Origin of the sequence: Flavobacterium sp. CFS9, from assembly GCF_041154745.1 — a bacterium.
GTDB lineage: Bacteria > Bacteroidota > Bacteroidia > Flavobacteriales > Flavobacteriaceae > Flavobacterium.
In genome coordinates this window covers 1470305-1493839 of sequence record NZ_AP031573.1, presented here as the reverse complement: position 1 = coordinate 1493839, position 23535 = coordinate 1470305, and the positions used below count along the sequence as shown (strand labels likewise).

The following is a 23535-nucleotide window of genomic DNA, read 5'->3' as shown; positions in this document are numbered from 1 at the left end:
TTCCTGAGCGAAGTCGAAGGGTCAACGCAAAGTAACCACAATCTTGTCATTCTGAGGAACGAAGAATCACACTCGAAACTCTACAGAGATTGGCGGTTTTGTTTCAAATAAACTTTAGGAATAAACTTTTCTTGAATTCATCGAAATGTATAAATTGAAATATTACTTTAGCCGAAAATTTAATAATGTAAGCAGATTCATTCAATTGTTTAAGTGTAGATTTATAATTGATTTGATCTGTTTGAATAAACGAACAAATACTATATGAAAACTAAAGGCTTACTTACTCTTTTTACGCTGACATTGTTTCAGTTTCTTACCGCACAAACTTATGAATTACATAATTCTATAAATTTTAACGATGTTAATGATGGGCGTAATGTTCCTGATGGAATTACTTGGTTTAAACCAGGACCTTTACGTTATGGTATATATAGAACAAGTGGCTCTTGGGATGCACCATATTATCAACAATTAAAGCTAGCTTTTGATACAGGTATTATTATTGACGGTGGATCTGAACATTCTAAAAGTGGGACAATTTTACAACCAAATAATGGAAAAGTTGGTATTGGTGTCGATAGTCCTAATGCGAAACTTGAAGTACGTGGTAATTCTGCTGTGTATAGTGATTTTGCATCTTATTCCGGGACAACAGTTAATGGTTTTCTTCCTAATGGTAAGGAACCAACATTGGTAATTAGTGAAAAAATTTCTGGTGCATTTATTCCAGCTACTGGAGGACAAGTTACTTATAAAGGAGGACTAAGTTTTGGAAGAGGGGGTTCTGGAATTTATTCTGTAAATCCTAATCCTGCAGGGAGTGCTTATTATGGAGATATTCGTTTTCATACTACGGATTGGAATGGTTCAGATTATACTAATTTTGATAGAATGGTTATTACGGGGGGAGGACTTGTTGGGATTGGGACAATATCTCCAGCTTATAAACTAGATGTTTGCGGAACAATTAGAGCAAAAGAGGTAAAAGTTGATTTATTGGGAGGTTGTGATTTTGTTTTTGAAGATGATTATAAATTGATGGATTTGAATAAGTTGGAAGAATTTGTAACTCGAAATAAACATCTTCCGGAAATTGCATCTGAAAAAGAGATGATTGCAAACGGACTTGAAATGAAAGAATTTCAAATGAAATTATTACAGAAAATCGAAGAACTTACTTTATATACGATTGAGCAGAATAAAAAACTTGAAATTCAAAATAAGAAAAGTGAAAAACAGGAGAAAGAATTGAAGTTAATGAAACAAAAAATAAAGAGGTTGGAATCATCAAGAAAATAGAGATTTTGATTTAACCGCGAAGCGCGCTAAGATTTACGCGAAGCACGCTAGTTTTTTTCGCAAAGTCGCAAAGTCGTAAAGTTTTATTTGTTTTTGTCTTCCTGAGTGAAGTCGAAGGATCAACGCAAAGTAACCAGAATCTTGTCATCTCGACGAAGGAGAGATCTTCGCAAGTAATTCTACAAAGATTAGCAAGTTTAATGATCAAAAAAAACCGAAGCAATTCAAAAAGCTTCGGTTTTTTCATTTATAAATAAGTTTCTATTTCAACAGTTTTTCCAAAAGAGCCACTTTCTCCCTTTCCGCTTCAACCAATCTTTCGTAAAGTTTTTTATTCTCTTCAAAAGCCTCAAGGAGTTTATCTAACGGATTAAAAGTGCAATTGTTATGATTGATGGTAGAAGAGGCATTATCGTAAGTATTCCCCATAATATTAAAAACTGCCTCATCAGAAAAATTTCTGATTACTTCGGCAGGTACACCTAAAGCTTCGGCGATTTTTTTTAGTTTTTCGTCGTCAACGCTTTCGCTTCCTTCAATAATAGAGATAGATTGTTGCGTTGTACCGATTGCCTGTGCAAGAGCTTCCTGCTTCATATCTCTCAATTCTCTTATTCGGCTTATGTTTCGGCCGATATGTTTTGGTTTTGCTGTGCTCATGATTCAAAGATATTTAAAATTCTTTTACATTTTTGGTTTAGGTAGAAAACAAATAGAAGTTTGTGCGTTACAATTTGTGAACTATCACTGGTAGTAAAAATACAATTTTTCTGACTATTTTTGATTTTGATGGCAGAATTGTGTAATCTTGGTATTCAAAAAATCAACTTCGATTAATTAAAAGTAGCAATGCAGACTTCCAGTTTTAAACTTATTACCATAGCAGAAATAAAAAAGAATTATCCCTTTTTAGCAGAAGACGAAAAGTTCGATTATTTTGAGGATTGGGAAGACACTGACCATTTTGTAGTTGCCGATGGAGAAGTAAATTTTGACGGGAATTTTTATCTGGATCTTTACGAGGATAAAGAGAAGAAGGGATTGGCTAATTTGTTGAATCTTCCGGTAAAAAAGATGGAAGAAATAAGAATTGAGGGGGTATTGATTGATGGGGATTTTTCTACTACGGGATCTATTATCAATGCCGAAGGCGATTATGGTCCGTATGTTTTTGTAAGCGGAAATGTGAATTGCCAAAGTCTTTTATCAGGCGGAGCTAATGTTCAGATAAATGGAAATGTCGTGGCTAAAGAAGTGGTCATGACTTTTTACAATCATGGTAGTTTTAATTGTAAAGGACTGATAGATGCCCCTGTTTTTATAGTGACCGATCATAATACAACATTTTCAGACAGAAAAAACCAACTATTTTATTATAATGACAGAACCGACGATACGGAGCCTCAAAATGAATGTAAATATGACGATGAAACCGACGAGGAGATTATCTCGAATGAACTTCGGAAATTATTGGAGAATCCGCTGATCGAAACATTTGAAGAATTAGAACGGGATTTGGCGAGGGGAGAATTAGTTTTAAAACACAATAATCCTCCTGCAAAAACATATGAATACTGGCGTGAACGTGTTTTGGCAAATTATAGAGATCTTAAATTGGTTCCGATGGAATTTAAAACGGAAGAACTCTGTACTCTGGCGTTGAATAGTACCTTTCATGCGCTGCCTTTTGTCCACCAGGATTTAGTAACGGCAGAACTCTGCGAAAAATTAGTCACCAAAGATGGTTTCGCAATTCAGGTAATTCCTGATGAACGGATCACAAAAGAACTTTCTTTTAAAGCAGCTCAAAGTGGTACCATGCTGCGATTCATTCCGACTGAATTTTATTCGGAAGAATTGATTGTATTGGTTTTTAAAAATGGCAAATATGAACCGGATATCAACGATGTTCCTTCTCCATTTATTACAGCTGGTCTTTTGGTAGAATATGTAAAAATAGGAAAGGGACTTTGGCTTGACAAAGCCTGCAAACAAAGTGGAATTGATAAATTGATGGTTTTAAAACAAGTGATTGATTCCGGAATAGAATATTTGGAGAATATTTTCGGAAATCATTTTAGTAAAGAAGTTGCTGATTATGCTGCTTCTGTTTATGATAATGAAATTTATAAAGTGGAATGGAATGCCTATGTTGTGAAATATAAGCAGAAATTTGAAAGACTTACAAAATGAAAAAATTACTCATTGAGAGCAAAGGGATAAAAACCGATCAGTATTTTATACCACCTTTTGAGGTAAGAGAAGGCGATTTCATTTTTGTTCATCTTGAAAATCACATAGCATCTTGTGATGTTGAAGAAAAAGTAATTGCAATTTTTACCGGAAAAGAAAAACATGAAAGTGTTACGATAATTAAACCGCATACTTTTGTGAAATATGTAAGGGAATCAAAGTTTAGAAGAAGGTTTTTCCCAACAACTGTAGGGGAATATCTTTTTAGAAATATGAAACGCAAAAGTAAGTTTGCTAAAAAGATTTATGAAATAGATTGGATTAATAAAAATACACAATTAATCAAACTGCCAGGAAATCCGAGAAAATTAATCTCGTTGTATTCTGTATTGTCAAAAACAAATCATATAATTTTTGATTTGGCTGCACAGGATTTTGAAGGAATTGAGCATGCAGCTAGAATTGTAAAAGACGAAATAGGAAATAAAGGATCGGCTATTTTAACGGATAGATGTGATATTTTGAAGAAGTTTTGTACTCAATACATAAGAATTGAATGGCTAATTGATTTGAAAGAGGACGCCTAAAGGGTTTCATTTCTAAAATGAATAATTTAAAAAAGTGCCCATAAAAAAGTAAGGATACCAAGATGATAATCTACTTTTGAATTCTCGGGTAATAAAATCTTAAAATTGACTTATATCAGTTAAATTAATAGTAAAGATGAACTCAAACATTGGAATAAGAAAAATTCAAAACCTCGATTTAGATTTTGTCTACAAAGCCATCTGCGAACTCGAAAACGAGACCTTAAATTTTGAAATTTTCGAAGCGATTTTTAATGAAAATATTTCAAATGCAAAGAATCTCTATTTAATTGCTGAAAACGAAACAGAAGGTTTAGGTTTTATTAGTTTTCATACCCAAAATCTTTTGCATCATTGCGGATTGGTGGGTGAAATTCAGGAGTTCTTTATTCACCAGAAACATCGCGGGGAAGGGGTTGGCAGGTTATTAATAAATGAGGTTTTAAATTTTGCAGAACAGCATAGTTTAAAAAGTATTGAAGTTACGACCAATAAAAGACGGGTTGAAAACGTGTTGATTTACGAGAATCTTGGGTTTACTTTAAGTCATAATAAGTTTACGATTTATAAGTAAACTTTGCAGTGATGGGAAGATTCAACATAAAAAAAAACTGCTATTTTGTTGATAGCAGTTTTAATAAATTGAGGAGTATGTTATTAGGATAGTCCGTATTCCATGCAAGTACTGTTTGATGCTGTTTTATATAAATACCAGCCACATGAGTTTTGTCCGATAGGTGTAACTTGTTCACCGTTGCATAAAGGGAATGCTATACATTTTCCGGTACCGGCATTAATGGATTTTAATTCTTCTTTGGTTAATTTTTGGAAATTTTTCATAAATGGTTTTTTGTTTTTTGATTTTCCTACTCTATAAGTTTTTCGGATACGACTTTGATAAAAATATGAATTATTTTTAGATAAATACTTACAAAGGGAAGTTTTCGATTCGGAATGATTTTACTTGATGAAAGTGGAGGTAAAAGTTTAATATTGTAAATTAATAATTTGCCTAAAGAAAAAATGCAGCAATTAAATACGTCCATAAAACATCATTTGATAGTTGGCGCACTAATTAGTGTTTGGCTATTTGTTTTTGCTTTCATCATTAGACCTTTTGACGACGGAACTATAAATTTTAAAGCCTGGCTTTTGATTAGCTTAGGTTTTAGTGTTTTGGCATTTTTATGTTATTCAATTGTCGGATTTATTCAAAAGAGTATTTACAAGAAGAGATCAAAATGGAATGTTAGTTTAGAAGTCACAAGTATAGTTTTCTTTTATTTGATTTATCTTTTTGGAACTTACACCTATTATAAAAGCCCAATTTTAAACGGAGGATACAATTTTACAGCATTTTTCTCAATCATTTTTATTAAAGTAGCGCTGATTTTAACTCCTGTAATTGTTTTGGCAAGACGTTATTTGCTGAAACTGATTCCGGTAAAAGAAGATTTTTTGGTTATTAAAGGAGAAAACAAATTAGATGTTTTAAAAATCAAAAAGGAAGATCTGGTTTGTATTTCGAATGCGCAAAATTATGTCGAGATCTTTTATTTGGAAAACAATCAGCTTCGGGCCAAACTGATTCGTTCTTCGCTGAAAAAAGTTCAGGAAGATTTTGATTTTTTGCTTCAAATTCATCGTTCGCATTTGATAAATCCAATGCATTTTAAATCGTGGAGAAATTCAAATACGATCCTTCTTACTCAGATAGAACTTCCGGTTTCCAAAAATTATAAAGAAAGTATTTTGGCTTTGTAATTTCGTACCTAAAACACTAAGTTTTATACCAAAGCCAATAGAATGGGCATTTGGGCGGATTTTAAAAAATAGTTTTGCTTCATCAATTTTAAAAATAAATTATGAAACCAAAACACATTTGCCTACTTGGATTGCTATTTTTTCTCATCAGTTATCTTTTCTTTTCTAAGATTCTGCCAACCTTTCAAATGCCAATCGATTTTGCGCATTGGTTTAATTTAGTTGGTGCCTGCTTGTTGTTGTCATTCAATCATGTGTTTCCGAAAAGCAAATTGAATTCGATTGCATCAGTATTGACCATTTTTGGTGTCATTGCCCACATTGGTCTTTGTACAATCGATTTTATAATGTGGAGTTTCGGGGATAACGATCTCGCAAGAGAGGCATTAGGTAAACAGATTCGCACTACACCCTCTGTTCTCTATCCTTTTGTGATTGTTGGGCCTTCACTGCTTTTTGTTGGCTTGACGGTTCATGCATGCACTTTTATAAAAACGAAAACTATGGCTGTTGTGACGGTTATTTTTTCTGCTGTTTCTGTTGGTTTTTCTTTTTTTATATTGAAAAATGGAATCGTTATGTTCTTAAGTTGTTTGATTTTTGTTTCAGGATTAGGATTACTGCTTTTTCAAAATAAGAATAAAGATTTTACTCAGAAAATTAGTATCTCAAAATGGAAACGTCTGTGTTAATTTGTATTTTTGAAAGATCATTCGGAATCCAAATTAAAATCAATTGAAAAAACATCTAAAATACTTAATTGCACTCTTTCTGACTTTTGTCGTGATTGCAGGCGACGGTACTTTATATGTTCCATCAAAATCGGCTGAATATTACCAGTCTTCATTCGTGGTTTCAAGAACAGGATTGGATCTCAAAAGTTTTCGTTCCTACCAATTTGGACGAATTACTTCTCGCGTTAAATCTGTTTTTTCGATTGTTTTGATTTTTTTGAGTGTTGAAAATGTTTTTAGTTTTCAAAATGGAATCGTTTTCAAACTGCAGCAAAAGCTTCATCAAAATCTAACTTCATTTATAGAACAGAGCGTTTTTGTAAATGAAATGATGACTTCGGGTAACTTCAGAGGAAGTTTAGACATTATTTAAGGAATTTATTTTCTGAGTTTTTATGCTGATTAAGGCGTAAAACGACTCAAAATGTCTAATCATTTATTGTTTACCAAATGTATAAACCTAATAAAACACGTTTAGAGCCATCTAAGCGGCCACTTCTTTATTGGATAAAGAGAAAACTAATTTTAATAATGACCGCTTTCATGCTCGGAATGGCAAACGGAATGCACACTGAAGATTCCCAACTGAAAGGGAATCAAAATTATACAGAACAGCATAAGAAGGATTGATTATTGATTTCTTAGTATTTGCCTAAAAGACCGTCTGTTTTCTTGAAAAAAAATAAAAAGAAAACAGACGGTAAATGTTAATTTTTTTAATAGTTTTGGGCAAATTCCTACGCAACTCTTAACCCAGTTTATGAATAAAAAAACTAAGTTTTTTAAAAACGTATTATTACTTCAGTTTATCCCCGTTTTTTTATTAGGTGTTTTTATACTTTCTAATCCGAAAAGTCAAAAAGTAATCAGAATTAGAGAAATTCATCCTTATGAGTTTAATTATGGTGAATTGCTGCCTTTAATTTCTTTTGCTGTCTGCTGTATCGTTGCCCTTTTTACTTTGTTTCCAAAAACTCCAAAAACTCCAGAAGATGATGAAGAAATTGTAAAAAGAAAGCGTAAACAGAACTTTTGGAAATTTGCTTTCTATTGCAACGTTTTTTTATTGTTGGTCATTGGTATATTTTCAGTATTGGTTTTTCAAAAGGATGCTTTAATTATAGATCAGCCGGTTCATTTTTATGCAATTATATTTTCTAGATTCCTGCTTGTTATTGTAATTAGTTTGGTTGTTGCTTCTTTTTTATTAGCGGCTGGTATTTATTGGAAAACAAATAAATCATTAGCTACGGCTATTTTGGTATTTAGTTTCTTAATTCTAACCGTTTCGAGTGTTTTTGAATTGGCATTTGTTTCAGTATTTATAGAAAATTCAGAAAGACATTTTATTGCTAAAGGACAAAAACAAACAGGAAATCAAGAAGAAGTTTATGAAGATTATGGCGAGAGCGACGAAGGTGACGACGAAAGCGAAGACACTGCAGTTTTGTTGTATGATTCATGGATTTCTTTAATTGAGAATTGGGGCGGAACAAAAGGAGAGCATAATTTTTTTGGTGTTAGACAATCGATAGATTATAGTATGCAAAATCATATTGTAGAAAATGAAAATTATTATCTCGTACAATTCATTGATAGTTTAAGAAATAAGCCAGATAAGCTTTATTCTGAATTTGAAATGTATAAACGAGTATTTTATAGTGCTGTATCGGATGAAACTTATCGAGAAGCTAATTTTGATAAAATAGTAAACGGATTATTATTAGCCTATGAGGATATTGGAAGTCAAAAAGATAAATTGATTGAAATATATCGAGTTATGGGAACTGAGCAAAAAAATGGTCCGTATCAAGAAGAATATTTTTTAAAATTTGAAAGCTATTTTTCTCGGGAAACCATTCAAAAGATTAAAGATTTAAAAACTTCTGCAGATCAAGATGATTATACTAAAGCAGATTTGATGTGGTTCTATGGTTTTTGGGCCAGAAGAAATAATGAAGGGAATTTAAAAGAAGTAGCCTTGATTTTAAAAGAAATAAAAGAACATTATGAAAATTCTGAAGAATGATAAAATCTTATAAAATAATTTTAATCGTTCAGTTTTTTGTACTTATCGCATTAGGTTTTATCTTTTCTAAGGTAGAGTATGGGGAGTATTTTTCTATAATTACAAAAATTCCATTATTCTTAGTTGGCTTTTTTCCTCTTATTTTATTGGGAGTTTCTATTCTAGTACAGCGATTAGTAATAACAGTTATTTATTCGGACTTATCAAAAAATCATTCTGAAAAAGAAGGTGAAGATAAATTTTGGACCATTTCTTTTTTTACCTATGTAATTTTTGCGAGTTTTATGTTTTTAACTTCTCTCATTTGTGTTGCTTTAAGTTTCAGAAGTGCAGCAGAAGAGTATAAAGTTTTTATTTTAAAGCTCTGTATTTTCGTAGTTCTTTTAATGGTAGTAAGCTTAATTATTGGTCTTTTTTTTAAGGTAAAAGAAAAGGTTAATGAGGTAAGTAAAATGCTTGGTGCTTTAATGGTTTTTCTTTCGCTAATTTTTTTTGGAGGAGCTTTCTTTATTGGGGTTGGAAGCATGGCTACTCCGGAATGCTATTTAAATGTAATGTTTGACGCTATAAAAGTAATGCCGTTAGTAGATGAAAGACTGGCTTTAGTTGATAGCAGTACTGTAGAGGAAACTGAAGTAATTGGAGATGGAGTGAAATATGTAGAGGATTATTATGGTTTTAGAGATATGAATACCTCTAATGTAAAATCTACTGGATTTTTGAGGAATCGATATGATGAAGACTATAGCGATTCTAGAATAAGTAACGAGATAAAATTTTTCTTTAGAGATTTTTTGTATTTAAGGAAAAACCAGTCTTTAACAGGTTATAGAAATGAAACTGAAATTGGGTTACATATTGATGAATATGTATATGAAACTAAGCTTCTTACGGATAAGTTAAGAGAGAATCCTGAGGAGCTTAGAGATGCATATGAAAGTTATAGACCGATTTTGTTTGCGCTCTTATCAAGAAATATATACAACGATTCAAATCTAGATTTACTTATAGAGGTCTTGATCTCGAGCAGAGATGATATTTCTCGTGCTGAAAATGAAAATAAGGGTGAAATTGAAGTAATAGATATGATTTATAAAATAATGATTTATGGTGCTGAAAAAGAGTTTCCAAATCATCATTTTAATGAAATCAGTCCTTTTGTTTCAAAAAAAACGTGGGGTTTGATTACTAGAAATTCTAAGCAAAATATAAAAACTGATTACAAAAATAAAGCGACAGCAGTTTGGATTTACAGCTTTTGGGCAAGAAGAAATCAGGAAGGAAATATGGATGTCGTTTATGCGATATTGAAAGATGTTAAACGGCATTATCAAGTTTTTGATTCTCAATGATTTATATAAAAGACTGCTCTGCGTAATTAAAAAGGTTTCTGTAGCTTTTGACAAAGTTTTTAGCGCAATCTTGTCATTTTGACCGAAAGGAGAAATCTTCGCGAGTAATTCTACAAAGATTGGTAACATTCTGTGTGGAGTTTTTGGTGTGATTTCTCGTACCTCGAAATGACAAATAGGCGTGAAAAAGAAAGCCGAAGCAGTTGCTTCGGCTTTTGTTTGGAATTTGGAATTTCAAAAATTGAAACTTTAATTTACCCATTTATAATATCTCGCCCCAATCAAAACAGGAATCTCTTTTTCAATTCGATCTAAAACCCATTCGTTTTTAGGAGTTCTGATGCTTTGTTTTTGTTCTTTTTTATGAAGACTTTCGTAGGTATTGAAATCAATTTCTGTGCTTTCTTTTAGGTTTTCAAAAAGCTTTACATTTTCTAAAGCTGATTTCCATTCCGGTTGAATTGTACCTTCAAAAACTTTTGATTTTGATCCGCTTCCGTAAGCTAAAAAACCGAATTGAGTTCCGGTGATTTCTTTATCGGTATCGTAAAAATGAGCCAAAGTCGATAACAATCCCATGAAAATAGAACCGGTGTAAAGGTTTCCAATTAAAGACGAAGCCAGCTCGGCAGGCTGTAACTTCTCGGTTACAAATTCTTTGTATGCATTGGATTTTGCCACTTCTTTAATTTTAGCCTGATAATCTGCCGGATCAGTGTTTTCTGAAATGATTTTTTCGGCACTGTCTAAAGCGTAGATTTCAGATAACATGCGTCGCCCCTGAAACGAATAAGGAAGGTGCATGATAATACTGTTCCAGGAATTGTATAAAGTTTTGGTAGTGTTTTTTAGTTTCTTGAAGGAGAAATAAGCATTACGGGTACGATCCATGTAACATTGGTTGGAGTACTGACCGTCAAAAACAGGCTGGTCTTTATGGATTTCTATTTCGGCTTCTAAATTGTCAAACCAAAGATCGTTGTTGGTGTTTTTGGTGATTTCTTCCTTAGAAATGGTTCTGTACGGTTTAAAGAAGTCAAAAACTCCTTTGGTGCTCGTTGCCCAGTTTTCATCAAAAGCAATAATTCTAGGATTGGCTTTAATTAACATTGCAACCGCTCCGGCACCCTGGGTATATTCTCCGGTGGAGTTTAAATCGTATTTTGCAAAATCGGTTGTCACGACAATTGCTTTTTTGGCCGGATTCAATTTTACAAAGTCGATGCAATTTTGCAAAGCGTCGACACCACCAATACAGGCAAAAGTAAAATCGACTACATCACATTCTGCCAAAGTATCTTCGCCAAATTTTTGCTCCATCAAACTAATTAAAAAAGAACTGATCGGTTTTGAGCTGTCGATACCACTTTCGGTTCCCACATAGATCCGACTAATTTCGTTTAGGCTGATATTGTTGTCAAGAATAAGTTTCGTCAAGGCATTGGCTCCAAATACTACCGCATCCTGATGAACATCCGGTAAAGTCATTTTAATTAATCCAAGGCCTTTCTCTAATTTTTCGGGTTCGATATTTCTGGCAGCAGCCAAAGTTTTTATGGGTAAATGTATGTTGGCTACATCAAAAGAAATAGCGTCAATTCCTGTTTTCATTATCATTTTTTTTGAAGCCGATAAAGGTAAAATTATGCTCTTAAAATTCAGTTGTTTTCATTCAATAAAATTCGGGATCGCTTTACTTTTGAGGAAAACAGAGCAAAAAGGGGTGAAAAATAACAATTTGGTAATTATATAAAAATCAGTAATTCGTTAAAATGACTTGAGAAAAAGTTCTACTTTCTTGTTTTTAAATAATTTGCAATAATATCACCGAAAGCTCTTTAAAATCATTATAAATAACAACGAAATGGTTGTAGTTCATGTCTAATTGCTTTATTTTTGTCTAATTTTTTAAAACAAACTATTTAATACTTATGGCACAATCTGCACAGTTGAATGCTTCCATCTTAAAGAAAGTGGCTATGGCTCTTTCGGGAATATTCTTAATCACGTTTTTAGCGCTGCATGTTTCCTTAAATTTTATTTCTATTCTAAGCGAAGACGTTTTTAACGAAGCCTCGCATTTTATGGGATACAATCCGCTGATTCAATATGTAATGCAGCCAGTTTTGGCATTTGGAGTAATTTTCCATTTCGTAATGGGATTTGTACTTACAGCTCAGAACAGCGCAGCAAGACCAATTGCATACGCTAAATACAATGGAGCGGCTAACGCTTCCTGGAGTTCTAGAAATATGATTATTTCCGGACTGGTTATTTTAGCTTTCTTAGGATTGCACTTTTATGATTTCTGGTTTCCTGAAGTTAGCTACAAATATATAGCAGGAACAGCACCGGATGCTACAAGATATTATGGTGAGTTAGTTCACAAATTTCATGACCCAATCCGTACAGGTTTATACTGTATTTCTTTTATCCTTTTAGGATTTCACTTATGGCACGGGTTTGCATCTTCTCTACAATCTATGGGAATGCACAACAAATATTCCAGATTTTTATCAAAAGTAGGTTACGGGTTCGCAGTTGTCGTTCCGGCACTTTTCGTAATTATCGCTTTATTTCATCATTTCAAACAATAATTAATAGTAATTATAATGGCATTAGATTCAAAAATTCCAAATGGTCCTATAGCGGACAAATGGACAAATTATAAAGATCATATTAATTTAGTAAACCCTGCTAACAAACGTAATCTTGATATTATTGTGGTTGGTACAGGTTTGGCTGGAGGTTCGGCTGCGGCTACTTTGGCAGAGTTAGGATATAACGTAAAAGCATTTTGCTTTCAGGATTCTCCACGTCGTGCGCACTCTATTGCAGCACAGGGAGGTATCAATGCAGCAAAAAATTATAAAGGTGACGGTGACTCTGTTTACAGATTATTTTATGATACTGTAAAAGGAGGGGATTACCGTGCACGTGAGGCAAACGTACACCGTTTGGCTGAAGTTTCTGCAAATATTATCGACCAGTGCGTGGCTCAAGGGGTGCCATTGGCTCGTGAATATGGCGGATTATTGGATAACCGTTCTTTTGGAGGAACTTTGGTTTCTCGTACATTCTACGCACAAGGACAAACCGGACAGCAATTATTGTTAGGAGCTTATTCTGCAATGAACCGTCAGATTGGTCGTGGAAAAATTAAAATGTACAACCGTCACGAAATGTTAGACATTGTGATCGTGAACGGAAAAGCGAGAGGTATTATCGCTCGTAACTTAATCACCGGAGAAATAGAAAGACATTCTGCTCATGCGGTAGTAATTGGTTCAGGTGGATACGGAAACGTATTTTTCCTTTCAACAAATGCTATGGGATCAAACGCAACAGCAGCTTGGAAAATACATAAAAAAGGAGCCTTCTTCGCAAATCCTTGTTATACACAAATTCACCCAACTTGTATTCCGGTTTCAGGAGATCATCAGTCAAAATTGACTTTGATGTCTGAATCGTTACGTAATGACGGTCGTATTTGGGTTCCTAAAAAATTAGAAGATGCTCAGGCAATTCGTGAAGGAAAGAAAAAAGCAATTGATTTATCTGAAGACGAAAGAGATTATTTCTTAGAAAGAAGATACCCTGCTTTTGGTAACTTAGTTCCTCGTGACGTTGCGTCTCGTGCGGCTAAAGAAAGATGTGATGCCGGATTTGGTGTTAACAAAACAGGTGAAGCAGTTTACTTAGATTTTGCTGCCGCTATCGAACGTTACGGAAAAGAAGCTGCTCACGTAAAAGGATTGAATGAAAATGACAAAGCTTTAGTTACTAAATTAGGAACTGATATTGTAAAAAGTAAATACGGAAACTTATTCCAAATGTACTTGAAAATTGTTGACGAAGATCCTTATGTAACACCAATGATGATTTACCCTGCGGTTCACTACACAATGGGTGGAACCTGGGTTGATTATAACCTTATGACTACCATTCCTGGATGTTTCTCAATTGGAGAATCTAACTTCTCTGATCACGGAGCAAACAGACTTGGAGCTTCTGCTTTAATGCAAGGTTTAGCTGATGGATATTTCGTATTACCATATACTATTGGAGATTATTTAGCTCCGGATATTAAAATGGGACCAATTTCTACAGATTTACCTGAATTCATTGAGGCTGAAAAAGCAGTGGTGGATCAAATTAATAAATTCATCAACAATAACGGTAAACATTCTGTAGATTATTTCCACAAAAAATTAGGAAAAATCATGTGGAATAAAGTTGGTATGGCTCGTAACGCTAAAGGTTTAACTGAGGCTATCGAAGAAATTGCTGCTTTACGTGAAGAGTTTTATAAAGATGTAAAAGTACCGGGAAGTGCTAACGAATTTAATCAGGAATTAGAAAAAGCAACTCGTGTTGCCGATTTCTTAGAATTAGGAGAGTTGTTCGCGAAAGATGCTTTACACCGTAATGAATCTTGTGGTGGTCACTTCCGTGAGGAATACCAGACAGAAGAAGGAGAAGCACTTCGTGATGATGATAACTTTGCATACGTTGCAGCTTGGGAATACAAAGGAAAACCAAGTGATGCAGTATTGCACAAAGAACCTCTTAATTACGAAAACATTAAATTAGTTCAAAGAAGCTACAAATAAGACTTAGTCGAAAGGCGAAAGTCAAAAGTCTTAAAGTTTAAGAATTTGACTTTATGACTTTAGACTTTAAGACTTTTAAACTTATAAAAGATGAAACTTACATTAAAAATATGGCGTCAGAAAAACGCCCAAGATAAAGGAGGGATTGTAGAATATCCTATCGATGGAATCGAACCGGATATGTCTTTCCTTGAAATGCTTGACGTTCTTAACGAAGAACTAATCAACAAAGGAGAAGAGCCGGTAGCATTTGACCACGATTGTCGTGAAGGAATCTGTGGAATGTGTTCTTTATTCATCAACGGTGAAGCACACGGACCGGACAGAGGTGTTACTACTTGTCAGTTACACATGCGTATGTTTAAAGATGGTGATACGATTTTTATCGAGCCATTTAGAGCAAAAGCTTTCCCGGTAATTAAAGATTTAGTGGTTGACAGAAGTTCTTTTGACAGAATCCAGCACGCAGGTGGGTTTATCTCTGTAAATACTTCAGGAAATACAATCGATGCGAATGCAATTCCAGTACCAAAAGACGACGCAGATAAATCATTTGATGCTGCTGCTTGTATCGGTTGTGGTGCATGTGTTGCAACTTGTAAAAACTCTTCAGCGATGTTATTCGTTTCTGCAAAAGTTTCTCAGTATGCCTTATTACCACAAGGTAAAGTTGAAGCAACAGATCGTGTTTTGAACATGGTTCATCAAATGGATTTAGAAGGTTTTGGTAACTGTACCAATACAGGAGCTTGCGAGGTAGAATGTCCTAAAGGAATCTCTCTTGAAAATATTGCACGTATGAACCGTGAGTATTTGGCAGCAAGTTTGAAAGGATAATTTCAAAATAGTTTTAAATAAAAAAAGGATCGTAACGATCCTTTTTTTATGCGTAATAAATTAGATAATTAGGAAATGAGATAATGATCTGAATCTTTCTGACCAACCTCATTCCGAATAAAGTAAAGCAAATGACAACATAGGTCTTTAGGCTCTTACTTCTGAATTAGACAATCAGATAAGATTCTAAAATTATCTCATTTTTAATTATCACATTACCCTCATTTTATTCGTAAAACAATTGCGAAGCGCTTATTTCCTGTTTTTCTTTTCCTTCGGGCTGAATGAAACAGTTTAAGGTGGTTCCGCCTATCTGATCAAAATAGCTGATGTTGAACTTATGAAATCCCTTTTCGAGTTTTACAGCTCCATAGGCCTCATTGAGCCAATGAATCCCATCGTTGTTTACAATTAGCTCATTGTCGATGAAAAGCTTAGATCCGTCGTCTGAGAGCGTTGAAAAGGTATAATTTCCGGTTTCGGGTATGTAGATATATCCGTCGAATTTTAGGCCAATATAGCGCTCTTTTTTTGTTTTCCATTTTTCACTGCTCACAGTCCCTTCAAAGATCCCCGAATTCACCGGTTTTACTAATTCTAAATCCTGAACCTGCTGAAATAAGGTTCCGATAAAGTATTCGTATTTTAAACCTTGTTTGGTTGGTTTTACCGCTAAAGCAGGTTTTAAATCCGGATTTCGGATTATTATCTTGTTGATAGAACTTTTTCTGCCGCCAGGGCTAATCTGAACTGTTTTTATGGTTCTGAATTCTCCTTTTGGAATGTGTATCGTGACAGGTTTTTCATAAAGGTTTGCGGTTTCATCAGGATTATAGCCATCAATCGTGTAGAAAATTTGACCATTTTTAATGGTAGGTTTTAGATCCAGTACATATTCGGAGGCAATTAGAGCCGTTTCATTTGCTCCAAACGGTGTCGGGACTTTGTATAGTCTCTTTTGTAATTCCAGTTTTTCTAAATGATGGGGCATGCGGTTCAGGACAAAATTATTGTAATTCTTTTGCTGAGGGTGAGTCCAGGCAGTTTCTGCCAAAGCAAACATTCTGGGATAAAGCTGATAGTTTAATTTGGCAGGACTCGTTAAGTATTCCGACCAAAGATTAGACTGAACGCCCATAATGTATTTTTGTTCGTCGATCGTCAAACTGTCAACAGGAGTGGGGTTGTAGTTGTAAATTTTTTCTACAGTAACTAATCGCCCCACAGTTAAAGGTTCGTTTGGGGAATAGGCTTGGTTATAATCGAGATATAAAACCTGTTCCGGATTCATGATTACGAAATGTTTTTGTTTGGCAGCTGCAATTCCGCCAGATTCTCCACGCCAGGACATAACGGCCGCGTTTGGAGCTAATCCGCCTTCAAGCATTTCGTCCCAACCGAGAATTTGTCTCCCATTGTTGTTCAGGAATTTTTCTATTCTGGTGGTAAGATACGTTTGTAATTCATGCTCGTTTTTCAATCCTAGTTCTTTGATCTTTTTTTGACAGTTTGGGCATTCTTTCCATCTGGCTTTCGGGCATTCGTCACCACCAATATGAATGTATTTGCTGGGGAATAATGCCATGACTTCGGTTAAAACATCTTCGAGAAAAGTAAAAGTTTCTTCTTTTCCTGCACAGAAGATATCTTCAAACACTCCCCAGTATTCAATCACTTTATAAGGACGATCCGGAAAACAAGACAGGTTCGGGTAAGCAGTAACAGCTGCAGTGGCATGTCCGGGCATTTCTATTTCAGGGATTACATTGACATAATGTTCTTCTGCAAATTTCACAACATCTTTGATTTCTTCCTGTGTGTAAAAACCTCCGTAAGGATTTCCGTCAAAAAAATACGGAAATCTTTCGAACTTGTTTCCTACGAGAGTCTGTGCTCTTTTGGAGCCTATTTCGGTTAGTTTTGGATATTTTTTGATTTCAATTCTCCATCCCTGATCGTCAGTGAGATGCCAATGGAAATTATTTAATTTATAGCTGGACATCTGAGCGATAAAATCTTTTATAACATCAACGCTAAAAAAGTGACGACAAACGTCTAAATGCAGGCCTCGGTAATCGTATCTTGGTTCGTCTTCTATCGTAACACAAGGAAGTTTTATTTCCTGACTTTTAGGTTTGTTCGGAAGCATTTGCAATAAACTTTGAACGCCATAAAATAGTCCCTCTTCACTTCCGGTAACGGTTATTTTTTTTGGAGTGATGGTAATTTTATACCCTTCCTTTTTTAGAGAGGAAGCTGGGTTTTGTGTGATGAATAAAACATCTACATTGCTTTTCCTTTTTGAGGCGTTAGAATTTATAGCAGACTCCAACAGATTGGCTGTTTTTTGTTCTTTAGCACTGAATTTATTTTTCTCAAAAAGGACTTTAATCTGTCCGTTTAAACGAATACTGTCTCCGGTGGCTTTGTAGAAATTGGGAGCCGGAATGATCGAATTACTAGGTGAGGAAGTTTGGGCACTTCCAAAAGAATAACAAAATATGAAAAGAAGAAGAATATTTTTTCGCATGGTTGCTTTTTGGGTTAGTTAAACAAATGTAAGGTTTGTTGGGTGGTTTGCATTTTTTTTGCAGGGCCTATTTGTCTTTAAAAGTCTTTATAATAGATGAATTAACTTTTTTATTACATTGTATTCTAATTTGTTTCGCAATAATATTGCATTAATTGTTTACATTTGCTTTACTAAAATTGAACTTGGATGAATAATGATAATGAATTGGTTAATTACACTAAGGAAGAACGTAAAAATCTTATTTTAAAAGAAATTAACCTGCACACCCGCGTAAGTTTTGAAACCCTTTCGACTAAATTATTTGTTTCAGAAGATACGGTGAGACGAGATATTAATGAACTTGAATCAGAGTCTTTATTGATTAAAGTAAAAGGTGGTGCGATGACAAAAGCTTATCACCATTCTTCTTCCAATCAAACTTATGCAGGTGAAGCAAAACAAACCATTGCACAAAAAACTTTAGGTTTACTTCGTGATGGTATGGTTTTATTGCTTGGTGGCGGAACAACCATCAGAGAGTTTATCCGATTGATTCCCGACACCTTAAATCTAACCATTTTTACAGTTACTGTTTTATCGGCGGTTGAACTTTTGGACAAACCCAATGTTAAAATTATCATGATTGGCGGCAGTATTTCGTCGTACAGCCAAATGTGTGTGAGCGGCGATGTCTATAATCAGCTGGCTAATATTAAAGTTGATTTGTTAATATTAGGAACCAATGCCTTGGACATCGAAGGCGGTTTTTCGGATTCTGACTGGGAAACGGTTCAGGTTAAAAAAGCAATGATTCAGGCTTCCGAAAAAACAGCCATTCTTACGATTTCTGAAAAACTGGATACGGTCCTAAAGATGAAAATTGCCAACTTATCCGAGGTTGATTATGTGGTGACCGAAGTGGATCCGGATCACGAAAAATTACAGGCGTATAAGAAGGCAGTTCCCAGTTTAGTTTTTGTTTAATCCCAGTTTTTTAGTAAAAAGTTGATCCAGTTTTGATGAAAGATCTTATTTAAATCTTCGTCAGAATATCCATGATTTTTAAAAATCAGAACTAGTTTCTGCAAATCGGCAATGGTGTTCAAATCGTAGGGAGATTGCTCTGTACCAAAAGCACCATCAAGATCAGAACCTACGCCTATATGATTGGCGTTTCCGGACAATTGACAAATGTGATCCATGTGTTGGAAAACAGTTTCAAGATTGCAATTTGTTCCTTGTGGAGTTGAAACTCCTCTTTCCCAATCCGGAACCAGCATCCAGGCATCTAAAGCACCTCCAATAACTGCTCCTCTTGAAATTAGAGCTTTAATCATTTCGTCGCTGTATTGACGGTTGTGATCTACCAGACTTCGGCAGTTGTTATGACTTGCCCAAACAGGACCACTGTAATGATCTAATGCCTGCCAGAATGCATCATCACACAAATGAGTGGCGTCCAGAATAATGTTCAGACGTTCCATTTCTTTGAGTAAATCAAGTCCGTTTTGCTGCATTTTTCCGGTAGCGTCCGTTCCGTTTGCGTATCGTCCGGGACCGTAATGTGCAGGTCCGATAGCGCGCAAGCCATACTGATATGCTTTTTCTAAATAGGAGATATCAATAATAGAATCGGCTCCTTCTAAACTTAAAATGTAGCCAATTGGTTTTTTATCATTTGGGGTTCCGTCATTCCATAAATCAATCTGTTTCAGTAATGATTTTTTGTCTGTAATGGGGGTTATTTCTCCGGCTTCTTCCATGGCTTTGTACCAGGCAAGCTGACCTTGTGTTTGTGCCCATGCCTGCTCAGGAGAATTCCAGCCGGGAATAAGGCTGTCGGGTTTTACAAATCTTGCAATTTGAGTGGCAACTACAATTCCGATATTTCCTTTTCGCAAATCAGGAAAAGAAACAGTGGCACGTTCGCGATCCGGTTTGTCTGTCATGCCTTTTTCTAAATGGCGTAAAGTGGCAACGTCGTTTCGCAGGTCTCTGTTCCATTCCATCGCATTCATGCTAAGGTCTAAATGGGCGTCTATTATAAACATAGTTTTTTAAGGTTCTAAGGTTCAAAGAGACAAAGATTCAGAGGTTTTCTTTAAAGTCTATAATCTTTATTCTATTCTCTTTCCTCTATTTCTAGATATTAATTTTTCTACTGCGGGCTGTAATGAGCCATTGATCACAAATCTGATGTTCGCTATTGACAACCTGAACGGAATCGTACAGTGCGCAAGTGGGACAAACGTGGTAAGGCTGTGCGTAAATGATATCGCCAATCGCATACTTATTTTTGCCGCGATTTTCGATGATCAGATGTTCCTCAGAATGTGAAATCGGGATTAGGTTGTCGTCATTTAAAATGACAAGCCTTTTATCGATAGGATTTTCGGAAGCAACCGCTTTGTAACCAATGTCGATACAAAAAGTAGTATCGGTTGGTTTGGAAATAATGGTTCCGACGATCACCAAAGCAGGTTCAAAATTTTGCTCCGGTAAGTGGATCTGATAGTTGGAATCCCAGAAGACAAAAGTTCCGGGGCTGCATTCTACATTTTTCTGTGTGGCATAGAAGGGAAAGGTGTTGGATCCTCCGGCTACAATTTTTAATTCATAGCCTAGTTTTTTCTGTATAGCCTCAATTTCTTCATTTATGCTAAAGAAAATATTTGAGGCGACCGAATTTCGATGTTCAACATCCCCTTTCAGATGACCATCATACAGATGAACACCTGCAAAATGAATGTTTTTTAATTTGACAATTTCATCAATCAGAGCTTCCCAGTTTTTAGAAATTGAAATTCCCGTTCGGTTCATCCCGGAGTTCAGATCCAAATAAAGGGTAAGTTTCAGATTGCTTTTATGTGCAATGGTATCCAATGCTTTCGCCGATTCGTAATTGTCAACAATGGTAGAAAAAGCGGTAGCAGGATATTTTTTAATTAACGAAATCCATCGCTCTTTTTTATTGCCCACAGGCTGATAGGCGAGAAGTACGTCCGCAATTTCATGTATGGCGGCAAGTTCTGCTTCGGCAATGGTGGCACATTTAACTTTGTTGATGTTGTAGGTTTTAAATAAGTCCAGAATCTCTCCAATTTTGTGAGTTTTAATGTGTGGCCTTAATTTTTGAGTATTGCCGTTCACAGCTTCTATCAAGCGTTCAATGTTGGCCTGAATGCGGTCTTCGTAAACGGCCAAAAATGGAGTGTCTACACGGATTTCGGAGCTAATTTTCCACCAATTGTTTTGCATAATTTAGTTTCTTGTTTTTTTTACGACTTCAATTAAATTTTGAAAAGCCTGAAGTGACTGCTCATAACTTAAATCGAGCATCATTTCTTTTGTAAATAAATTAGAGCCAATTCCAACACAAACCACTCCTGATTTGAACCATGATTTCAGATTACTTTCTTCTAAGGTTACTCCGCCGGTTGGCATTATTTTTAAGTTTGGAAAAGGAGCTCTGATGGCTTTTACATATCCGGGACCACCAATTTTATCGGCAGGAAAAAGTTTTACAATTTCGGCACCTAATTTATTAGCATGAAGTATTTCGTTTAAGGTCGCGGCTCCGGGAATCCAATAGATGTTGTTTTTGAAACAGTAGTTTCCGATTTCCGGATCGGTATGTGGACAAACAATACAATCGGCTCCTAACTGATGAAAGGTTTCTGCATCCTGAACGCTTAAAATAGATCCAACGGCTATCTTAACATCTAAATTGTTTGCTTTTTTAAAATGGATCATTTGGCTAAAAACTTCTTTAGCATCAGTTGCGCGAGCAGCAAACTCTATAATTTTTATGCCAGCATCAGCCGCCGATTGCAAGACTATTTGGGCTGTTTCAATGTTGATTTGTGTCACTAACGGAAGTACACCTTGCGTTTTTAATATGCTGTACATGTTTTTGTTTTATCTGTTAATTCTGTTACTTGAGCCATTTTTAATAAAATGATTTACTTCGTCAGGAGTGCTTATAGCAAAATCTCCGTGAATACTTTGTTTGATTACTCCACAGGCAGTTGCCCATTCGATACATTCCTGACCGGATAATTTATGGGTCAGTCCGTATAATAACCCTGCGTTGAAGGCATCTCCGGAACCTATCTGGTCGGTTACGACCTGTATTTTATGTTCGGGTGTTTGATAGAAATTGCCTTCATGAAGCAATAATCCTTTGTATAAATGCGCCAGTCCGTCGGACTTTCTGAAACTCATGGCGAGTGTTTTTAGAAAAGGCATTTTTGCTTTTAACAATTCGAATGTTTTTTGGAAACGATCGGCATCCGATTCTCGTGCGTCGGTTTTAATTCCGAAATAAATTTCAATTGCATCTAAATCGGCTACCGTGATTGTGCTGTATTGAAGCAAATCAGGCATAACTTCTGACGGATGTTTTCCGTATTGCCATAGTTTGGAACGGTAGTTAAAGTCAGAAGAAATAGGGAGGCCTTTTTGATGTGCCGCGAGAATGGCTTCTTTGCAAACGTCAGCCGCTTCATGCGAAACTCCCGGACTTATTCCCGACCAATGAAAATGGGTTACATCGGCTAATGCCAGATCCCAGTTAATCTGATCTTTTTGTATGGTCGCAAAAGACGAATTGCTTCGGTCGTAAATAACTTGTGATTGTCTGATTTGATTTCCGGCCTCGACGAAATATAAACCTAAACGGTCTCCGCCATAAACACATTTCGAGGTATTTACTTTGTATTTCTGAAGTTCGTTTACAGCCAATTGTGCTAAGTCATTTTGAGGTAATCGGGTAATGTAATCCGTAGGTATTCCAAGTTGGGAAAGTAAAACACAAACATTTGCCTCGGCACCGCCCACGTAAACTTTTATTTCGTTGGTTTGTGTAAATCGATTTCCGTTGGCAACATTCATTCGGAGTAATAATTCACCGAAAGTTGCGATTTTTGTTTGTGAGGTATTTGTATTCATATTTTTTGTTTTTTTGCCACAGATTATATGGATTTCAAGGATTTATTAAAGGTACGGTTAATTTTTTTTAGCCGCGAATTGCACTAATTTTCGCGAATCAATATGGTAAAAAATAATTAGTGTAAATTCGTGAAATTTGTGGCAAACAAAAAAATAATCCTTTTTTAATCTTATAATCTGCGGCATAACTTTTTAGTATAATTCGAAAACGGCTTCAACTTCAACAGGAATGTTGTCTGGTAAAGATCCCATTCCTACAGCGCTTCGTACTCCAATTCCGTTTTCCTGTCCCCAGACTTCAGCAAATAATTCGCTGCAACCATTTATTACATAGGGATGCCTTAAGAATTCACCATTACAGTTCACCATTCCGAGTACTTTTATAACTTTTTTTACTTTATTCAGGCTTCCAAAATTGGTTACAATTGTAGAAAGCATGGTTAATCCGACTTGTCTTGCTGCTAACTTTCCTTCTTCGATGTCCATGTCATCACCAATTCGGCCGATGATTAAGGATTTGTCGTCTCTTACAGGCCCGTGACCTGAAAGGTATAAATATTTACCATCAACTAAATAGGGCTTGTATATTCCTAAAGGCTGAGGCGCCGGAGGAAGAGACAATCCAAGGGTTTCAAATTTTTCTTGTGGTAATAAATTCATGA

22 protein-coding genes are annotated in these 23535 nt (G+C 35.3%); 13 read left to right on the top strand and 9 right to left on the bottom strand.

Features of this window, described 5'->3' with window-relative positions; genetic code table 11:
* Window positions 1–264: 264 nt before the first annotated feature.
* The gene (locus ACAM30_RS06580) at window positions 265–1302 is read left to right on the top strand and encodes a hypothetical protein (RefSeq protein WP_369617754.1); all 1038 of its coding nucleotides are present in this window, start codon (window positions 265–267) and stop codon (window positions 1300–1302) included.
* A 261-nt stretch (window positions 1303–1563) separates the two neighbouring features.
* On the opposite strand, the gene ACAM30_RS06575 is transcribed toward ACAM30_RS06580, so the two are convergent.
* Window positions 1564–1962 (bottom strand): helix-turn-helix domain-containing protein, encoded by a 399-nt coding sequence (locus tag ACAM30_RS06575; protein WP_089077430.1) that lies wholly within the window; start codon window positions 1960–1962, stop codon window positions 1564–1566.
* A gap of 189 nt (window positions 1963–2151) precedes the next feature.
* Between ACAM30_RS06575 and ACAM30_RS06570 the strand changes: the two genes are divergently transcribed.
* The 3 genes from ACAM30_RS06570 (at window position 2152) to ACAM30_RS06560 (ending at window position 4656) form a co-directional block, all read left to right on the top strand.
* The gene (locus ACAM30_RS06570; protein WP_369617753.1) at window positions 2152–3495 is read left to right on the top strand and encodes a polymer-forming cytoskeletal protein; all 1344 of its coding nucleotides are present in this window, start codon (window positions 2152–2154) and stop codon (window positions 3493–3495) included.
* The gene (locus ACAM30_RS06565; protein ID WP_369617752.1) at window positions 3492–4082 is read left to right on the top strand and encodes a hypothetical protein; all 591 of its coding nucleotides are present in this window, start codon (window positions 3492–3494) and stop codon (window positions 4080–4082) included. Before ACAM30_RS06570 ends, ACAM30_RS06565 begins: the two co-directional genes overlap by 4 nt.
* A 136-nt stretch (window positions 4083–4218) precedes the next feature.
* Entirely contained in the window at window positions 4219–4656 is a 438-nt protein-coding gene (locus ACAM30_RS06560) for a GNAT family N-acetyltransferase (RefSeq protein ID WP_369617751.1), read from the top strand.
* Between the two features lie 83 nt (window positions 4657–4739).
* Here ACAM30_RS06560 and ACAM30_RS06555 read toward each other — a convergent pair whose 3' ends face one another.
* Entirely contained in the window at window positions 4740–4922 is a 183-nt protein-coding gene (locus ACAM30_RS06555; protein ID WP_369617750.1) for a hypothetical protein, read from the bottom strand.
* Between the two features lie 183 nt (window positions 4923–5105).
* On the opposite strand from ACAM30_RS06555, the gene ACAM30_RS06550 reads away from it, so the two are divergent.
* From ACAM30_RS06550 to ACAM30_RS06530, 5 genes are all read left to right on the top strand, one after another.
* Window positions 5106–5846, top strand: coding sequence for a LytTR family transcriptional regulator DNA-binding domain-containing protein (locus ACAM30_RS06550; protein ID WP_369617749.1), 741 nt, complete (start codon window positions 5106–5108; stop codon window positions 5844–5846).
* A gap of 101 nt (window positions 5847–5947) precedes the next feature.
* A complete protein-coding gene (locus tag ACAM30_RS06545) occupies window positions 5948–6538 on the top strand; it encodes a hypothetical protein (protein WP_369617748.1) in 591 nt (196 codons plus the stop codon).
* A gap of 43 nt (window positions 6539–6581) precedes the next feature.
* Window positions 6582–6953, top strand: a complete 372-nt coding sequence (locus tag ACAM30_RS06540) for a hypothetical protein (RefSeq protein WP_369617747.1) — start codon at window positions 6582–6584, stop codon at window positions 6951–6953.
* A 387-nt stretch (window positions 6954–7340) separates the two neighbouring features.
* Window positions 7341–8609 (top strand): hypothetical protein, encoded by a 1269-nt coding sequence (locus tag ACAM30_RS06535; RefSeq protein ID WP_369617746.1) that lies wholly within the window; start codon window positions 7341–7343, stop codon window positions 8607–8609.
* On the top strand, window positions 8606–9961 hold the full coding sequence (locus tag ACAM30_RS06530; protein WP_369617745.1) for a hypothetical protein: 1356 nt from the start codon (window positions 8606–8608) through the stop codon (window positions 9959–9961). Before ACAM30_RS06535 ends, ACAM30_RS06530 begins: the two co-directional genes overlap by 4 nt.
* A gap of 249 nt (window positions 9962–10210) precedes the next feature.
* Here ACAM30_RS06530 and ACAM30_RS06525 read toward each other — a convergent pair whose 3' ends face one another.
* On the bottom strand, window positions 10211–11572 hold the full coding sequence (locus tag ACAM30_RS06525; protein WP_369617744.1) for a hydroxymethylglutaryl-CoA synthase family protein: 1362 nt from the start codon (window positions 11570–11572) through the stop codon (window positions 10211–10213).
* Window positions 11573–11892: 320 nt separating this feature from the next.
* Here ACAM30_RS06525 and ACAM30_RS06520 point away from each other — a divergent pair, with 320 nt between their 5' ends.
* The 3 genes from ACAM30_RS06520 (at window position 11893) to ACAM30_RS06510 (ending at window position 15411) form a co-directional block, all read left to right on the top strand.
* Complete coding sequence (locus ACAM30_RS06520) at window positions 11893–12558, top strand: succinate dehydrogenase cytochrome b subunit (protein ID WP_369617743.1); 666 nt, start codon at window positions 11893–11895, stop codon at window positions 12556–12558.
* A gap of 15 nt (window positions 12559–12573) precedes the next feature.
* Complete coding sequence (locus ACAM30_RS06515) at window positions 12574–14574, top strand: fumarate reductase/succinate dehydrogenase flavoprotein subunit (protein ID WP_369617742.1); 2001 nt, start codon at window positions 12574–12576, stop codon at window positions 14572–14574.
* A gap of 90 nt (window positions 14575–14664) precedes the next feature.
* Entirely contained in the window at window positions 14665–15411 is a 747-nt protein-coding gene (locus ACAM30_RS06510) for a succinate dehydrogenase/fumarate reductase iron-sulfur subunit (RefSeq protein WP_369617741.1), read from the top strand.
* A gap of 226 nt (window positions 15412–15637) precedes the next feature.
* Here ACAM30_RS06510 and ACAM30_RS06505 read toward each other — a convergent pair whose 3' ends face one another.
* Window positions 15638–17941, bottom strand: coding sequence for a family 20 glycosylhydrolase (locus ACAM30_RS06505; RefSeq protein WP_369617740.1), 2304 nt, complete (start codon window positions 17939–17941; stop codon window positions 15638–15640).
* 189 nt (window positions 17942–18130) lie between these two features.
* Between ACAM30_RS06505 and ACAM30_RS06500 the strand changes: the two genes are divergently transcribed.
* Entirely contained in the window at window positions 18131–18907 is a 777-nt protein-coding gene (locus ACAM30_RS06500; RefSeq protein ID WP_369617739.1) for a DeoR/GlpR family DNA-binding transcription regulator, read from the top strand.
* Here the strand turns inward: ACAM30_RS06500 and ACAM30_RS06495 are convergent.
* The 5 genes from ACAM30_RS06495 to ACAM30_RS06475 all read right to left on the bottom strand — a co-directional run bounded on the left by ACAM30_RS06495 (window position 18904) and on the right by ACAM30_RS06475 (window position 23533).
* Window positions 18904–19974, bottom strand: coding sequence for a dipeptidase (locus tag ACAM30_RS06495; protein WP_369617738.1), 1071 nt, complete (start codon window positions 19972–19974; stop codon window positions 18904–18906). The genes ACAM30_RS06500 and ACAM30_RS06495 overlap by 4 nt on opposite strands.
* 91 nt (window positions 19975–20065) lie before the next feature.
* Window positions 20066–21181, bottom strand: coding sequence for a D-TA family PLP-dependent enzyme (locus tag ACAM30_RS06490; protein ID WP_369617737.1), 1116 nt, complete (start codon window positions 21179–21181; stop codon window positions 20066–20068).
* Window positions 21182–21184: 3 nt separating this feature from the next.
* Window positions 21185–21832, bottom strand: a complete 648-nt coding sequence (locus tag ACAM30_RS06485) for a bifunctional 4-hydroxy-2-oxoglutarate aldolase/2-dehydro-3-deoxy-phosphogluconate aldolase (protein WP_369617736.1) — start codon at window positions 21830–21832, stop codon at window positions 21185–21187.
* Between the two features lie 9 nt (window positions 21833–21841).
* The gene (locus ACAM30_RS06480) at window positions 21842–22873 is read right to left on the bottom strand and encodes a PfkB family carbohydrate kinase (protein ID WP_369617735.1); all 1032 of its coding nucleotides are present in this window, start codon (window positions 22871–22873) and stop codon (window positions 21842–21844) included.
* A gap of 192 nt (window positions 22874–23065) precedes the next feature.
* Window positions 23066–23533 (bottom strand): RidA family protein, encoded by a 468-nt coding sequence (locus ACAM30_RS06475; protein ID WP_264531558.1) that lies wholly within the window; start codon window positions 23531–23533, stop codon window positions 23066–23068.
* Window positions 23534–23535 lie beyond the last annotated feature (2 nt).

Bases quoted from the DNA above. Each gene is read 5' to 3' on its own strand.
- ACAM30_RS06560 (WP_369617751.1), top strand. From the start codon at position 4,219: ATGAACTCAAACATTGGAATAAGAAAAATTCAAAACCTCGATTTAGAT.
- ACAM30_RS06520 (WP_369617743.1), top strand. From the start codon at position 11,893: ATGGCACAATCTGCACAGTTGAATGCTTCCATCTTAAAGAAAGTGGCT.
- ACAM30_RS06495 (WP_369617738.1), bottom strand. From the start codon at position 19,974: ATGTTTATAATAGACGCCCATTTAGACCTTAGCATGAATGCGATGGAA.
- ACAM30_RS06555 (WP_369617750.1), bottom strand. From the start codon at position 4,922: ATGAAAAATTTCCAAAAATTAACCAAAGAAGAATTAAAATCCATTAAT.
- ACAM30_RS06565 (WP_369617752.1), top strand. From the start codon at position 3,492: ATGAAAAAATTACTCATTGAGAGCAAAGGGATAAAAACCGATCAGTAT.
- ACAM30_RS06480 (WP_369617735.1), bottom strand. From the start codon at position 22,873: ATGAATACAAATACCTCACAAACAAAAATCGCAACTTTCGGTGAATTA.
- ACAM30_RS06500 (WP_369617739.1), top strand. From the start codon at position 18,131: ATGAATAATGATAATGAATTGGTTAATTACACTAAGGAAGAACGTAAA.
- ACAM30_RS06580 (WP_369617754.1), top strand. From the start codon at position 265: ATGAAAACTAAAGGCTTACTTACTCTTTTTACGCTGACATTGTTTCAG.
- ACAM30_RS06490 (WP_369617737.1), bottom strand. From the start codon at position 21,181: ATGCAAAACAATTGGTGGAAAATTAGCTCCGAAATCCGTGTAGACACT.
- ACAM30_RS06550 (WP_369617749.1), top strand. From the start codon at position 5,106: ATGCAGCAATTAAATACGTCCATAAAACATCATTTGATAGTTGGCGCA.
- ACAM30_RS06545 (WP_369617748.1), top strand. From the start codon at position 5,948: ATGAAACCAAAACACATTTGCCTACTTGGATTGCTATTTTTTCTCATC.
- ACAM30_RS06575 (WP_089077430.1), bottom strand. From the start codon at position 1,962: ATGAGCACAGCAAAACCAAAACATATCGGCCGAAACATAAGCCGAATA.
- ACAM30_RS06515 (WP_369617742.1), top strand. From the start codon at position 12,574: ATGGCATTAGATTCAAAAATTCCAAATGGTCCTATAGCGGACAAATGG.
- ACAM30_RS06525 (WP_369617744.1), bottom strand. From the start codon at position 11,572: ATGAAAACAGGAATTGACGCTATTTCTTTTGATGTAGCCAACATACAT.
- ACAM30_RS06570 (WP_369617753.1), top strand. From the start codon at position 2,152: ATGCAGACTTCCAGTTTTAAACTTATTACCATAGCAGAAATAAAAAAG.
- ACAM30_RS06475 (WP_264531558.1), bottom strand. From the start codon at position 23,533: ATGAATTTATTACCACAAGAAAAATTTGAAACCCTTGGATTGTCTCTT.
- ACAM30_RS06530 (WP_369617745.1), top strand. From the start codon at position 8,606: ATGATAAAATCTTATAAAATAATTTTAATCGTTCAGTTTTTTGTACTT.
- ACAM30_RS06505 (WP_369617740.1), bottom strand. From the start codon at position 17,941: ATGCGAAAAAATATTCTTCTTCTTTTCATATTTTGTTATTCTTTTGGA.
- ACAM30_RS06485 (WP_369617736.1), bottom strand. From the start codon at position 21,832: ATGTACAGCATATTAAAAACGCAAGGTGTACTTCCGTTAGTGACACAA.
- ACAM30_RS06535 (WP_369617746.1), top strand. From the start codon at position 7,341: ATGAATAAAAAAACTAAGTTTTTTAAAAACGTATTATTACTTCAGTTT.
- ACAM30_RS06510 (WP_369617741.1), top strand. From the start codon at position 14,665: ATGAAACTTACATTAAAAATATGGCGTCAGAAAAACGCCCAAGATAAA.